The organism is Desulforhopalus singaporensis (assembly GCF_900104445.1).
GTDB classification, from domain to species: Bacteria; Desulfobacterota; Desulfobulbia; order Desulfobulbales; family Desulfocapsaceae; genus Desulforhopalus_A; species Desulforhopalus_A singaporensis.
In genome coordinates, this window is the sequence record NZ_FNJI01000033.1 from 1 (window position 1) to 13720 (window position 13720).

The 13720-nt window shown below is 51.5% G+C and carries 8 protein-coding genes and 1 pseudogene; 2 read left to right on the top strand and 7 right to left on the bottom strand.

Annotated elements, in window-relative coordinates:
* From BLQ17_RS17825 to BLQ17_RS17835, 3 genes and pseudogenes are all read right to left on the bottom strand, one after another.
* A pseudogene (locus BLQ17_RS17825) lies at positions 1–234 on the bottom strand (sodium:solute symporter family protein); the annotation flags it as partial.
* Positions 235–807: 573 nt separating this feature from the next.
* Complete coding sequence (locus tag BLQ17_RS17830; RefSeq protein WP_092225328.1) at positions 808–2241, bottom strand: sigma-54-dependent transcriptional regulator; 1434 nt, start codon at positions 2239–2241, stop codon at positions 808–810.
* Positions 2235–4373, bottom strand: a complete 2139-nt coding sequence (locus tag BLQ17_RS17835; protein WP_176761299.1) for a sensor histidine kinase — start codon at positions 4371–4373, stop codon at positions 2235–2237. The genes BLQ17_RS17830 and BLQ17_RS17835 overlap by 7 nt, the downstream gene beginning before the upstream one ends.
* Before the next feature lie 384 nt (positions 4374–4757).
* Here BLQ17_RS17835 and BLQ17_RS17840 point away from each other — a divergent pair, with 384 nt between their 5' ends.
* The gene (locus tag BLQ17_RS17840) at positions 4758–5198 is read left to right on the top strand and encodes a VOC family protein (RefSeq protein WP_092225332.1); all 441 of its coding nucleotides are present in this window, start codon (positions 4758–4760) and stop codon (positions 5196–5198) included.
* Between the two features lie 106 nt (positions 5199–5304).
* Positions 5305–6252: a Mut7-C RNAse domain-containing protein gene (locus tag BLQ17_RS17845; protein WP_176761300.1), complete on the top strand. Its 948-nt coding sequence runs from the start codon at positions 5305–5307 to the stop codon at positions 6250–6252.
* Between the two features lie 109 nt (positions 6253–6361).
* Here BLQ17_RS17845 and BLQ17_RS17850 read toward each other — a convergent pair whose 3' ends face one another.
* The 4 genes from BLQ17_RS17850 to ftsZ all read right to left on the bottom strand — a co-directional run bounded on the left by BLQ17_RS17850 (position 6362) and on the right by ftsZ (position 13664).
* Positions 6362–8593, bottom strand: coding sequence for a sensor domain-containing protein (locus tag BLQ17_RS17850; RefSeq protein ID WP_092225336.1), 2232 nt, complete (start codon positions 8591–8593; stop codon positions 6362–6364).
* Between the two features lie 153 nt (positions 8594–8746).
* Complete coding sequence (locus tag BLQ17_RS17855) at positions 8747–10474, bottom strand: FAD-dependent oxidoreductase (protein ID WP_092225338.1); 1728 nt, start codon at positions 10472–10474, stop codon at positions 8747–8749.
* Positions 10475–10870: 396 nt separating this feature from the next.
* Positions 10871–12337, bottom strand: coding sequence for a two-component system sensor histidine kinase NtrB (locus tag BLQ17_RS17860; protein WP_092225340.1), 1467 nt, complete (start codon positions 12335–12337; stop codon positions 10871–10873).
* A 103-nt stretch (positions 12338–12440) separates the two neighbouring features.
* Positions 12441–13664 (bottom strand): cell division protein FtsZ, encoded by a 1224-nt coding sequence (gene ftsZ / locus BLQ17_RS17865; protein ID WP_092225342.1) that lies wholly within the window; start codon positions 13662–13664, stop codon positions 12441–12443.
* Positions 13665–13720: the final 56 nt, after the last annotated feature.

The following is a 13720-nucleotide window of genomic DNA, read 5'->3' on the forward strand; positions in this document are numbered from 1 at the left end:
CGGGGTAAGGACCAGGAGCAGAACCGGGTACCCGTCATAGCTGAAGCCGGTTTCCCCCATAAAAGCCACAGTACTGAGAAAACTTGCCACCAGGGTGCCGACTATCATCACCGTCGGCGCGTTGCGGCCGACCACATAGTAATCTTCCATCCCTTTTACTTTTTTACCGGCATAGTTTCCCACGATCACATAAACAATAAAGGTTGCAAAAACACCTATGGCATAGACACTCATATGTTTTGCTCCTTATCCGTTTGGGTGGTCCCCGGTTGTTCCGCAAAATCCCTGCGCAACTGCCAGATCGCAATAAGTCCTATAAAAACAAGCACTCCGCCATAGTAAATCGAAAAAAGGTTAACGGCCAAAACATACCTCCTCTTGGGAATAGGTTTATGGTTTACAGCTTTCAGACGTTTTTTGAACTATTTCTAGGGCCAGCTTTGTTTTGCAGAATTATCGATAGACCTTCAGGAAGACCCGTTGCCAACACAGTCATTGCGCGGCGATTATCGAGTAGCGGGGAGGACACCCTCTTTGGGGTTTTCAGTTATTTCCGCCGTTTTCAGTGATTGCGGTCGGGGTTCATCCTGGTCTTGGCTACTAAGAGCAAGATTTACGCCCAAACCGCGTTTCGTCGAAAAAACTGTGAATAACGAAAAATTACAGTGGGATGGAAACAGGAGCTCGATATGCGGAAAAAATTGCGTCAACCCGCAATGTCAACATAAGTTGACGCCGCAGCCATAAGTTGACCAGCAATTACAAGATGAGTCCCATTTACCACGGGAAACGATAAACTGGCGTCTTTTACTTCCCCGGAGCCGTTTTGGCTCTTCGCCTCTTGAGTCTTTTGCTCAGAGCCTGTTTGGAGATACCGAGCAGTTCAGCCGCCCTGCTCTGGTTATTGTCGCTTTTTTCCAGGGCTTCACCGATTGCATATTGGGTAAGCTCGGAAAGTTCGGGGAAGTGTCCGAATAATGTTTCAAGGGATCTGTTGTCATTAAGCGTTGCCGCAGGAAAACCGGTCAGCTTTTCACTCTGCATTCTCTCGTCAATGAGATCCACCGTCAACTCCCCGCTCCTGCAGCGGGCTACCGCGTCATAGATATAGGTTTTCAGTTCACGGACATTGCCGGGGAAGGGGTGGCGGACAAGGGTATCAACAAACTCCCTGCTGATTTCAGGACATTTCCGGTTCATACTCTTTGCCGCCTTTTCCGCCAAATGGGAAATCAGCAGGGGGATATCGTTTTTCCTTTCCCTGAGCGGTGGCAACCGGATCAGGTGGGTGCTCAGGCGGTAGTACAGATCCATCCGAAATTCACCTTCGGGCGACACCAGGTGATTCAACTCCCTGTTCGCCGCACCTACAATCCTCGCCGTTGATCTTCGCGGCTGATCGCTACCCAGCGGGTAATAGACACCTTCCTGCAGCAATCGCAAAAGCTTTATCTGGCTGTTTCTGCTCAACTCGCCGATTTCATCGAGAAACAGGGTCCCGCCGGCCGCTTTCTCAATAAGCCCACGGCGATCGATCTCCGCTCCGGTGTACGCTCCTTTTTCATGACCGAAGAGGGTGTCGCTGAACAGCGGATCGTCAAGGCCGGAGACATCGACCGCCACAAAATTCCCCGCAAGCCGGCTGGCGTCGTGAATCGCCCTGGCCACCAGTTCCTTGCCGGCCCCTGTCTCCCCCAGTATCATTACCGGCTGCCCGCTGGTCGCAACGGCTTCAATATAGTGGAAAACTCCATGCATCACAGGGTCCCGGGTGATAATAGACGAAAAGCATTGGGGGGAATTCAGTTTTTCACCATGGACCAGTCCCTTAAGGGAGAACAATTCGTTACGCAGGGTACAGATCTCAACACCATTTCTCAGGGCCGAACCGAAGGTGTTCATATTAACCGGCTTTACCAGATAGTCATGGGCTCCCAGTTTGAGGCACTCCACCGCCGTCTCAATTTCCGAATTAGCGGTACAGATAATAACCGGCACCCGGGGGTGTCTGTTTCGCATCTCCACCAGCACCTGCCTGCCGGATTTGTGCGGCATATTCAGGTCGAGAAACAGCACACAGTTGTTTTTTCCCGCCAGAATCCGCTCCAGTTTTCTGGAGTCATCCACGGTAGTAACGTTTTTGACCCCCATGGATTTAAGTAGGAAACTGTAAGCGTCGAGCTCTGATTTTTCATCATCGACAATAATCACCTCAGTATCAACGTGGTTAAAATTCAACATTTTCCCCCCTCCTCATCCACCAGAGGCAGCTCGACGGTGAATTGCGCCCCCGGCCTCAAGTCCTGTACCGTGATACTTCCCCCCATCTCCTTTTCAACTATCATCTTGGCCATATAAAGTCCTATCCCTGTCCCGGCAGCCGTTGACTTGGTGGTAAAATAGGGATCGAAAATCTTGCCGATCAGGGATTCTTCTATACCGATCCCGGTATCCTGGATAATTATGACCACATGTTTTTCCGTGGCACTCACCGTTATGGTGATTGCATCCGCACCTTCATGGTCCTGTTGCTTTTGCAGCCGCCGCTTTCCTTCAATCGCCTCTTTCCCGTTTGACAGCACATTGACGAGGACATGCACGAACTCGTTTCGGTAGCCGAGAACCAGAAGCTTTCGACCGGCTGTCTCACTGTTTTGCACCAGCTCGATGTGGCTGTGGCTGAGCTGGGATTTCATCAGCTTCACCGCATTCTCAATCGCCGCCGTCGCGTCAAAGGCCGTCTTGTGCTTCGACGGTTTGACATATTCCCTGAAATCGTTGATCGTCGAGGACATGAACTGGATCTGTGAATCCGCCTCGGTTACCAGTTTTTCGATAAACTGCTTGTCCATCATCTTATTGTAATACGCCGGCTGGATACTGGCGATATAGGTGGCAAGAGCGTTGAGCGGCTGGCGCCATTGGTGGGCAATTGAGCTTATCATCTCTCCCATGGCGGCCATTTTCTGCGCCTGTCTCAACTGGTTTTCGGCGTTTTCCCTTTTCGAGATATCCCATACGCTGGAGAGAATAACGACATCGTTGTCCAGCCGGAATTTTTTCAAGCTCACCTCGGTCGGAAACTGACTGCCGTCGTCACGCAGAAACATCCATTTGAACGTTACCGCTTCTTTTAAAGTCAGGCTGTCCAGTATCTTCGACAGCCGCTGCATGCTGTTGGTCCCGTCGTTCTGGCTCGCCGGGGAAAAGTCGAGCATCGATTTGCCGATTATTTCAAGGCGATCTTTTCTCAGCATTTCCGCCGCCCGGTCGTTGCACTCCACATAAACATTATCCCGGGTCAGCAGGATACCGTTGGTCGCGATGTTAAAAATTGTCTGGTACCTGGTTTCCATCTCCTTGCGGCGGCTTATCTCCCCTTCGAGGTCCTTTTCCTTCCAGTACAGAAGTTTCTGCTGACTGCTGACGGTGGTGTCAAACCGTCGCTTGGCAAGCAGCAGGGCAGCGCCGCTGCCGCAGACGACCAGCAGTGTCAGCAGCGCAAGAAACGTGAGGATCTTGAACACCACCTCCATGGCGAAAAGCATCGCGGTATTCCTGGCCAGATCATAGGCCTCTTTTTTTTCGACGGTGGTGCACAGATACCACTCGGATCCGGACAGCTTTTTGTAAGACAGGATCATATCCCTGCCGGATAATACGTAATCATACGTTCCGTTCGGATGGTTGGCAAAATAATCGAGCACCCCGGCAAGCGAAGGGCTGAGATCCTGAAACCTGACATGCATCTCGTAAGAGGATTCAGGATGAACCAGGATGGTACCCATCCGGTCAAGGATAAAGGAATACCCGGAGTGACCGATAGTCGCGTTCAGAACATTTTTTTTAATGGTATCAAGAATAATATCCGAACTCAGGACCCCGGCAAACGTGTCGCCCAGCCACAGCGGCTTGGTGATGGCTATAACCTTTCTCATGGTCGTCAGATCGGTGTAAGGACTGGTAAAAGCTACGCGGTTGGCCTCGGTGCCCTTACGGTACCAGGGCCTTGTTCTCGGATCGTACCACGTCTCCGGCGTCCAGCCGCTGCCGACAATAATGATGCCGTCGCTGGTACCGACGTAGACGTCGGCAAAATCCCCTGCCCGGGTAGCCATCTGCAGAATACGCATGGTTCCGGGATTGTGTCCGATGGGCACCTCCCGCACCGCCCTGGCGGTGGCGTCGATTATGTTCATATGCTGTTCAAGCCACAGCTCGACGGTGTTGGCAAGTTCCGTCGCAATGCCCTGCTGGTGGTTCTCCACAGTTTTTTCAGTTATAATCCTGGTACTGTTATAGGTGATCACGGTAAGCACCAGTATCACCATCAGCATTCCGCCTATTATGAGGATATTTCTCTTAAGATTCATGTACCACCGGATTAGCATCGATAAGAACCGAACGGACCAACACCACATTGCCTTGACAGTCCATCACCGGTTCCGGCCACGGACGATCAGGTGTAATACTACAAAACGCAGATAAATATTGCACAACCATGTGCAAAAAACAGCAAACATATCTGTCAATCGGCAAACCTTGTCTCTTTTTCTGCAAGGGTATTGGTATAGTTATCCGCACAAGCCCCCCAGAACGGCAGCTCTTTTTTTCAGAAATATTATTGCCAACCGCTCTTTTTTCGTTTTTTTTAGGGGAGATAAAGGTAACCCCGGCCGGAGTCCTTGACCGCAGTTTTATTTCACTGATCTGCGTCGGCCGATCTCAGCATATAACGCTCAGGCAGGAACAGGAAGATGATAACAAGACCGGATCATGTAAACATCGTGGTAAGCGATCTCAAACAAAGTTGTGATTTTTTTTCACTGCTGGGATTTACAAAGGGTCCGGGGGGCCGGTTGTCGGGCGTGTGGATTTCGGAGGTGGTCGGGCTTGAAAACGTCGATGCCGACTATGTAGAGCTCACTCATCCCGGTTCAAGGATGCGCATAGAGCTCATCTGCTACAGATCCCCCGTTTCCGGAAAATCACCGGATATCGGCAAAGCCAACCGGATAGGAATCAGGCATATCGCCTTTGCCGTTGACAATATTGAAGCGACGGTTGAAAAGCTTGCGGCGGCAGGGGTCAGATTCGACAGCGGGATTCAGCTCTACCCGGCAACCGGGAAAAAACTGGTCTACTTCAAGGGACCGGACAACATTCTGCTGGAGTTAGCCGAATATCCCTTGAAATAACCTTCGCAGGGACTCTATTCCTGTTTCAGGAACCGGCAGGGCTTTAAATATCCGTTCATTTATGGACAACCGGATTCGTCTCTGTTTCCGGCCAATAATGGAAATAATGGTCGCCGGAAAGCCTGAGGCAGCAGCCAGTCTTCACCATACAACCAGCGTATGCTACAATAAAAGAGCAGCAACAGCTTGCAACATAGCTGGACGACCATATAAAAACATCATGGCGGATATCCTCTACCACCTTCTGGCTAATCTGCTGTATATCCGCCGACACAAAAAGAGCATTCACCTCAAAGAAATGAACAACCCGTTGCTTTATTTCATCTTCAAAGGCGATCTGCATACTCTTTTTTCGGCGAAAAAAAGACCGTCGTCGTTCAGCCTGTCGCTAACCCGAAAAGCATCGATAAAAGATATAATCGAAGCTTTTGGCATTCCCCACACCGAAGTCGGCAAAATAGAAGCCGGCGGAACAGAGGTCGACTTCACCTTTTGCCCTGAACACAGCCAGACCGTGGTGGTTTTCCCCTTTGATTTCCGGACGACCCAAAAACTCCCCACCCTGCTGCACCCCGAGATTGGCAAACCGATTCGATTCATGGTGGACAGGACCGTCCTCAAGCTTGGCCGTAACCTCAGACTCGCAGGGTTCGACACGACGGTTGCACCGGCAAAAAGCTTCAGACAGACAGGACTACAGGCCGAGCGCGAAGGACGAATTATCGCAACACGCAACCGTGACCTGCTAAAATGCGCCCAGGTGCGCCATGGCCAGCTGATCCGCTCCCAAGATCACCGGATACAGATCGGCGAGGTGTGCGACCGCTACGGTCTGCGCCGAAAAATGAATATTTTCACCAGATGCCCGGAATGCAACGCAATACTAGCAAAAGTTGCCAAGGATGACATTTTGCACCTTCTCGAACCTCTTACCCAAAAATACTACACATCTTTTATGCGCTGTGTGGGTTGCAGAAAAATCTACTGGCGAGGATCGCACCATCATAAGATGTCCGTTTTCATGGACCAGATCCGTAATCGTATAAGCTTTTAAAAGATCTGGCTGCGGCGATCTTGCCCCGAAAATTTCACTGGGAGACGACAACACACCACGGCCCCACGGCCAGGACCTTTTTCGCGAAGAGCTCCTGCAACGATTCGGTCTAAAGAATACGGTCGCTTTCAGCGCAGTATGCGGCGAATTCCTTTTCAGCCAGTGGCTTACTGAAAAAATATCCCTGCCCCTTGGTGCATCCCGCCTGACAAAGCAGCCGTAGCTGCTCTTTGGTTTCAATGCCTTCGGCTATCACCCCGCAGTCGATCTTTTGGGCAACGAACAGGATGGCTTCAATGATTGCAAGATCGCGCGTATCTTTGTGAACATCCTGTACAAAACCCTTGTCAATTTTCAAGGTAGTGATAGGCAGATGCTTAAGGTGGTTCAGAGAGGAGAACCCCTTGCCAAAATCGTCGATGGCCAAACAGACTCCCATCTGGCGCAAAGACTTCAGGCGAGAGATCGTCTCTCCGACATTTTCCATTGCCACGCTTTCCGTTATTTCCAGCTCCAACAGCCGCGGATCCAGCGATGTCTTCTGCAGGATCTCGGTGACCAGCGTCAAAAACCCGGGATCCTTGAACTGGGACATGGATATATTGACGCTCATCTGCAGCGGCGGGATTCCCGCTTCCTGCAATGATTTGGCGTAAGCGCAGGCCGACTGGAGCACTTTTTTGCCTACCGGCACAATCAACCCGCTCTCTTCAAGCAGCGGAATAAAGTCGCCGGGAGCAATCAGCCCTTTTTCAGGATGGTGCCACCGCAACAGAGCCTCCACCCCGAAAACCCGACCGGACGACAATTCCAGTTTCGGCTGGTAATGCAGGATAAACTCATCATTTTCCAGCGCCTGCCGGAGATCATTTTCCAGAAGCAGAAATTCATGAGCGCGGATGTCCATTTCCCGGGAATAAAACCGGAAAGTATTCCTACCGCACTTTTTCGCCTCATACATGGCGACATCGGCACGTTTGAGCAGACTTTCATTTTCTTCATCGCTGGAACGGCACACACTTATGCCGATACTGGCGGACACATAACATTTCCGGTTATCGAGAAAGAAAGGCGACTCCAGACTGTTGAGGATTCTCTGGGCAATGCGGGCAACGTACTTGATCTCCGAAACATCCTCTATCAGAATGACAAATTCGTCCCCACCAAAACGGGCGATTGTATCCACGGCGTACCGCAGATGAACGGTCATCCGTTCAGCCACTTGCAGCAGGAGCTTATCTCCGGCCCTATGCCCCATGGTGTCGTTGATCTTTTTAAACAGGTCAAGATCGAGAAAGAGAAGAGCAGTCATTGCCTTGGTGCGTTCGACCCTTTTCACCGCCCTGGTAAGACGATCCTGAAACAGCTCCCTGTTGGGGAGCCCCGTCAATGAATCATAATAGGCGAGATAGTTGAGGTGGGACTGTTTTTTTTCCAGATCCTGTTCGATGAGTTTGAAGTCGGTGACGTCGAGAACGGTCCCGGTCGCCCGCACCGGTTGGTTGCCGTCGCCCAGGGTAACCTGTCCCTGAAAATAGACATAACGGGTGACGCTATCGCCGGAGTCTATCCGGCAATTGATGCTGTAGGATCCGCCGCTGGCCAGAGCCTTTTCCAGTTCCATTCTCACCTGGGCCTGATTTTCCCTGTGTACCGCACCGCAAAGTGCGTCTATGGAGAAAACAAAAGTGTCGGGATCCGCACCAAGTATTCGATAGAACTCAGCGGAACAATGAAAACTGTTGTTCTCAATATCCCAATCCCAGCTGCCAATGCGGCCTATTCGCTGCACTTCTTCCAGATACGCCCGACTGGTACGCAGTTTTTGCTCGATCACCTTGTGTTCGGTTATATCAAGCCAGCTGCCGACAATTTCCCTGCCCCCGCCGTCTTTTGACGCCACCATCCGCAGCTCATCCCGTACCCAACGATATCTCCCTTTTTTATTGAGCAGCCGGTATTCCTGGATGACCGTTTCAGATGCTGGAAGCGTTGCCAGATTTTTTATTACCCTGGCTCTGTCGTCCGGATGGATCCTGTCCAGCCAGAAAGCGGATTTCCCCTCAAAATCGCTGCGCTCATATCCGAACTGGTGTTTAATATTGTCGCTGACAAAGGTGATGGCAAAATCGTTATCCCCATGGCAGAGATAAACCACCGCCGGACAGGCCAGGAAAATATCCTGGCGGCAACCGGAAACAGTAACTATCGGTACGGCATTATCTTCGTCTGCCAGGACGTTATTGGGGAAATTCACGGATTTCATATTGGGTAAAGCGCGCAGTAGTAGTTTTTCGGTTGCACATCTTAGCACGACAAAGTCATCGTAGCCGCGTTGCATCGTTTCTGCGCCGCGGTATCATTTGGCAACAGCCGTCTTTTCGGAACAATCCCGGGTATAAAAAATTTTTCGACGAGGTTTTCCAGCTGAAAAAACATGCTTGCCACCCCAGTCCGGACAAGTTCGTCAGGACTTGGGTGGCAAGGGCATTGTTTAATCCACGGGGAGCCAGTCGGCACCCATCCTGCGGATAACGTTAAAGCCGCCCGGCAATACGATATTGTTGCCGTAGCCGACATGATCGAGAAAAACCTGTACTTCAAACGATCTTGACCCGGCATTGCAGAATATAACCAGCTCCTTGTCCCGGGGAAGCTCAGCAAAACGATCCCGAACCTCGTCGTAGGGCAGGGAGAGCCAGAAGTCGGCGCCAAAGGCCTCGACAAACGGTTCGGCCTGGTTTGGGTGCCGCACATCGAGCACCACTCGTTCGGGGTTGGTCGCAGGGCTTTCCATCCAAGCGTAAAACTGCTCCAGGCTCAACTGACGCATGCGATTATCGCAGAGGTTATCGGCGATATAGGCGGCGGCATTGATAGGGTCGATGGCCGGTGAAAACGGCGGAGAATAGGCCATTTCGATATTGGAGAAATCATCCAGCGTTGCGCCTGCGCAAAGGGCAACCGCGGCGGCGTCGATCCTGGCGGACAATCCGTCGGTAACCGGCCCGGTGCCCTGCAGCCCGAGCACTTTTCTGGTACGGCGATCAAAAACCAGCCCGATGCACATGATATCCTGGCCCGGATAGAAATGAGCCCTGTCGGAAGGCGAAGACAGCGACAGCTCAGCGTCAAAACCCGCCGCGCGCGCCGCCTGCAGACTCAGTCCCACAGCGCCGAGCGATACATCGAACGCTTTGACGATAAAACTTCCCACCCCGCCTTTAAAGGTTGATGGAATTTTTGCCATGTTATCCGCGGCGACCCTTCCCTCCTTGTTGGCCATGGAGCCAAAAGGCGCGATAAATTTTTGTCCGGAAACCAGGTGCATAATCTCGACACAATCACCCGCGGCATAAATATCGGGGTCGGAAGTCTGCATACGCTCGTTCACCACAATGCCTCCGGTTGCACCGACCAGAAGCCCCGCATCCCGTGCCAGTTCTGATCTGGCCCTTATCCCTGCGGCCATTATTATCAGATCGGTGTCAAGCGTACTTTTTGCTGTCCGTACCGCCACCCCCTTGCCGTTTTCGGTGATAATTTGTTCGGCGGCCTCATTCAGGTACAGGTCGATGTTGTTGTCACGCAGGTTTTTTTCAAGAATCCTGGCCATCGGTTTGTCGACAATACCCGGCAGCAGCTGGTCCATATACTCTATCAGCGAAGTTTCCACTCCCCATAAATCGGACAGAGCTTCCGCCATTTCAACACCTATGGCCCCGCCGCCGATCACCACGGCCCTGCTCACCAGCCCTTTAGCGATCATCTCCTTGATCGCAACAGCCTTGTGCAGGTCGCTTATGGTGAAGACATTGGAGCTGTCTGCCCCGGGAACGGGAAGCTGAACCGGGGTACTGCCGGTTGCCAGCATCAGGGTATCGTAAGGCAGACTGCTGACTTTGCCTGTGTTCAGATCCTCAACATCAACCGTCTTGTTTTTACGGTCTATGGCCAGCGCCCGGGTGGAGGTCAAGGCATGCACCCCTTTTGCCTTCTCAAAAAAATACTCATCCCGGACCATATGAAAACTGGTTGAACGGAGTTCCTTTTCATCAGCCACATCCCCCGAGACATAATAGGGGATGCCGCATCCGCCGTAAGAAATCAGGCTATCCTGATCGATAATGGTAACTTCGGCTCCGGGAAGGAGCCTCTTCACACGACAGGCAGCCTTTGGACCAGCCGCCACCCCACCGATTATTATAATTTTTTCCGCCATTGGCCTAACCACCTGCTGTTGTTTGCAAAAGACTTATTTTTTCAGGTCATTTTTCATACCGATAACCACTTGTCAGTTTCAATCATATGAACAGTAAAGGTAAAAAAAAACAATAGTCTTTCAAAAAAGTTCCTATTTTAGTTCTATAATTTCCACCGTATCCCACCCTCCCCCCTTTGATCCTGCGATAAAAAAGCAGCCGCCCGGCTGAGCTAAGATCAATGTATTGGCAAGAGCAACATATCAAGTGTTCAAACCAGGATATATAGATCACATTTTCAACGAAACAGAGTCAGGCTGACCAAGAAATCCACAAGAACCGTTCAGGAGAATTCAAGCTGCAGACACCGTAAAGCACACTCTTTGTCCACCAGGGCGGGATATATGAGGGTGTAGTTATGGCAACGGAGGCAGAGAGATGGTAAAGATGGTGCCGACATTCTCTTCGCTTGCCACCTCAATCTCCCCATGGTGACCGTCGACAATATTTCTCGTTATCGCAAGCCCAAGGCCGGTACCTTTGTTCTTATCGGTGAAAAACGGTTTAAAGATCTGTTTGCATTTCTCCGCCGACATGCCGATGCCGCTGTCTTTTACGATAAGTTCCGTCTGCTTCTCAGCTCCCAACCGTGTGGTTATCTGCAGTTGTCCGCCGTTTTCCATGGCCTGCAGGCTGTTGACAATTATATTTATCAGTGCCCGGTACAAAAGTTCCTGATCGATCAGGTTGCTGACAAGGCCGGGGGCAAGATCGGCGACAAGTTCAACCTTTCTGTTTTTGAGCTCCGGGGAGATGAAATCAAGCACCCTGTGTACCACGCTGTTCACCGAACCCGGCTGCAGGGCAGGCTTTTGCGGCCGCGCAAAATCTAGAAATTCAACCACAATATCGTTGAGCCTCACGGTTTCATCAACGACGATCCTCGCCAGGTGTTCATTTCCCGGCGCGATTTTTTCTATACGTTTTGCAAGTATTTCGGCAGTGCTGCGAACAATCCCCAAAGGACTTTTTATCTCATGACTGACAGTCGCCACCATGGTTCCAAGGTGAGCAAGTCTTTCCGCCTGATTCAACTTTTCTTCCAGTTTCTGCCGTTCGACCGCCCGCTTTTCTATTATTTCGCCGGCCCTTGATACAATCAGGCGAAGAACCAGGAACAGGATGGACATAAGAACGGAAGAGATGACAATAATTTGTCCCTGAAAATCGAGTATGCTCGAATAGCTCCGCGACAGATCCTTCTCGATCTCTATAACCCCCATGATCACGTCGCCTTCTTCACCGTCGCGGCGTACCTGCCTGAACGGTATAAAAGTGCGAAGCTCACACTGCACGTCTTTACCTATGTGCAGCTGGCTGAATACAGTTCCACTGTATTCCAGCCTGGAGTTGGGGATCCCCTCCAGCGCCTTCTGGTATTCCGTCCCGCCCGCATCCTTCAGGCCGACCAGGTCGGGAACCGTCGAATAGGAGATAATGTTCACGCTGGAGTCATAAATGGTCACGGAATCTATTTTAAGGCCCTGGGTAACGCTCTTTATTACCGAGTCAAGCAGTTCGAACTGCTCGGGTTTGCGCAAGGCAATACCGCCGTAGCGGATAACAGCCGGAAGCACGAAACGCCGAAACACCTGCTGGTTGAGATTTTCCGCCAACAGAAGAGAATATTCCTCGTTCTGCTCAAGCATCACCTTGCGCGCGTTGTTGGAAATGAACCAGGAGAGAAGCAGAGTAAAAACAAGAATTACCCCGAGGCTGCTAAAAGAGAAATACTTGACCAGCTTGAACGACCCCAGACCCGATTCCGCCAGGCTGTCTTCTGAGATCGAATGAAAATTGTGAAGGTTGTTTCCGAAGGCCATCAGCGATCACCCCGGACAAGAGAAAGCGAAACTGAACAGCAACGGGCCGGAGCCATCATGTCCTGCTCCGTTGCTGTATAGTTCGACCTTCTCCCTTGATGCATCAGTTGGCTTTTTTGCGCAGGTAGGTCGGTGTCTCCAGATAGTCATCGTTCCAGTTCATCGAGCTGGCCGTCGTTTCACCTGAAGCTTTAGGATTGCCAGGATTGTCATGGGTCTCGAAATTTGAACTCGGCAGCCTGGCAACCCGTGGATTTCTGTTTGGTGCGGCGGGGGTTCCGGTCTTGATCGGCTCGACCTCTCTTCTCACCTGGGGAGGCTGGCTCTGTGGCTTCTCGGTGGGGGTTATCGTTTCCTGCTGCTTAACCATCCCTCCTACCCCGGTGGCAATAACGGTAACATGCATTTCGTCCCCAAGACTGTCGTCATACAGGGCACCGATAACCACCTTGGCATCGTCATCGACTTTTTCCTGGATAAGTGCCGAAGCTTCCATAAACTCAGCCATGGTAAAAGTTTCTTCAGAGGCTGAGATGTTTATGAGCAGGCCCCTTGCCCCGTCAATACCGAAATCCTCGAGAAGTTGATTGTCGATTGCTCTTTTTGCCGCTTCCACGGCTCGTCCCTCGCCGACGGCTTCTCCGGCCCCCATGATTGCCGGTCCAACCTCTTTCATAACCGTTTTAAGGTCGGCGAAATCCGCATTGATCAGTCCCGGCACATTGATCAGGTCGGTAATTCCCTTAACCGCCTGGAGCAGCACGTTATCCGCCATCGCCAGCATTTCCGACAACTTGCTGTTTTTCTGCATGATGGAAAGCAGCCTGTCGTTGGGCACGGTGATGATGGTGTCCGCATATTTCTGCAGTTCCTGCCACCCGTCCTCAGCGTTTCGAGCACGGAATTTTCCTTCAAAACTGAACGGCTTGGTCACGACGGCGACGGTGAGCGCCCCCAGTTCCTTGCTTACCTTGGCAACCACCGGCGCCGCCCCGGTTCCGGTGCCGCCTCCCAGCCCGGCGGTAACAAAAACCATGTCACAGCCCCGGAGGATCTCCTTTATCTCCTCCAGGGACTCCGTTGCCGCCATACTTCCGGTTTCGGGATCAGCACCTGCCCCAAGTCCCTTGGTAATGTTCGGTCCAAGCTGGAGGCAGACATCTGCCTGGGATTGATTCAGGGCCTGTTTATCAGTATTTGCTGCTATAAATTCCACACCCTGCAGTCTATTCGCAACCATGGTGTTAATGGCATTTCCGCCTCCGCCGCCAACCCCGAAAACCTTGACTACCGCAACATTGTCTGATTCTGCCATCCTAAACGGCATATATACCCCCTGATATGACCTTAAACAACCACTCACAGTGGAGATAAAGTATAAAT

What these genes read in the sequence shown, in the direction of transcription:
- BLQ17_RS17830 (WP_092225328.1), bottom strand. Translation starts at nt 2,241, where the DNA reads ATGTTGAATTTTAACCACGTTGATACTGAGGTGATTATTGTCGATGAT.
- BLQ17_RS17835 (WP_176761299.1), bottom strand. Translation starts at nt 4,373, where the DNA reads ATGAATCTTAAGAGAAATATCCTCATAATAGGCGGAATGCTGATGGTG.
- BLQ17_RS17840 (WP_092225332.1), top strand. Translation starts at nt 4,758, where the DNA reads ATGATAACAAGACCGGATCATGTAAACATCGTGGTAAGCGATCTCAAA.
- BLQ17_RS17845 (WP_176761300.1), top strand. Translation starts at nt 5,305, where the DNA reads ATGGTCGCCGGAAAGCCTGAGGCAGCAGCCAGTCTTCACCATACAACC.
- BLQ17_RS17850 (WP_092225336.1), bottom strand. Translation starts at nt 8,593, where the DNA reads ATGCAACGCGGCTACGATGACTTTGTCGTGCTAAGATGTGCAACCGAA.
- BLQ17_RS17855 (WP_092225338.1), bottom strand. Translation starts at nt 10,474, where the DNA reads ATGGCGGAAAAAATTATAATAATCGGTGGGGTGGCGGCTGGTCCAAAG.
- BLQ17_RS17860 (WP_092225340.1), bottom strand. Translation starts at nt 12,337, where the DNA reads ATGGCCTTCGGAAACAACCTTCACAATTTTCATTCGATCTCAGAAGAC.
- ftsZ (WP_092225342.1), bottom strand. Translation starts at nt 13,664, where the DNA reads ATGCCGTTTAGGATGGCAGAATCAGACAATGTTGCGGTAGTCAAGGTT.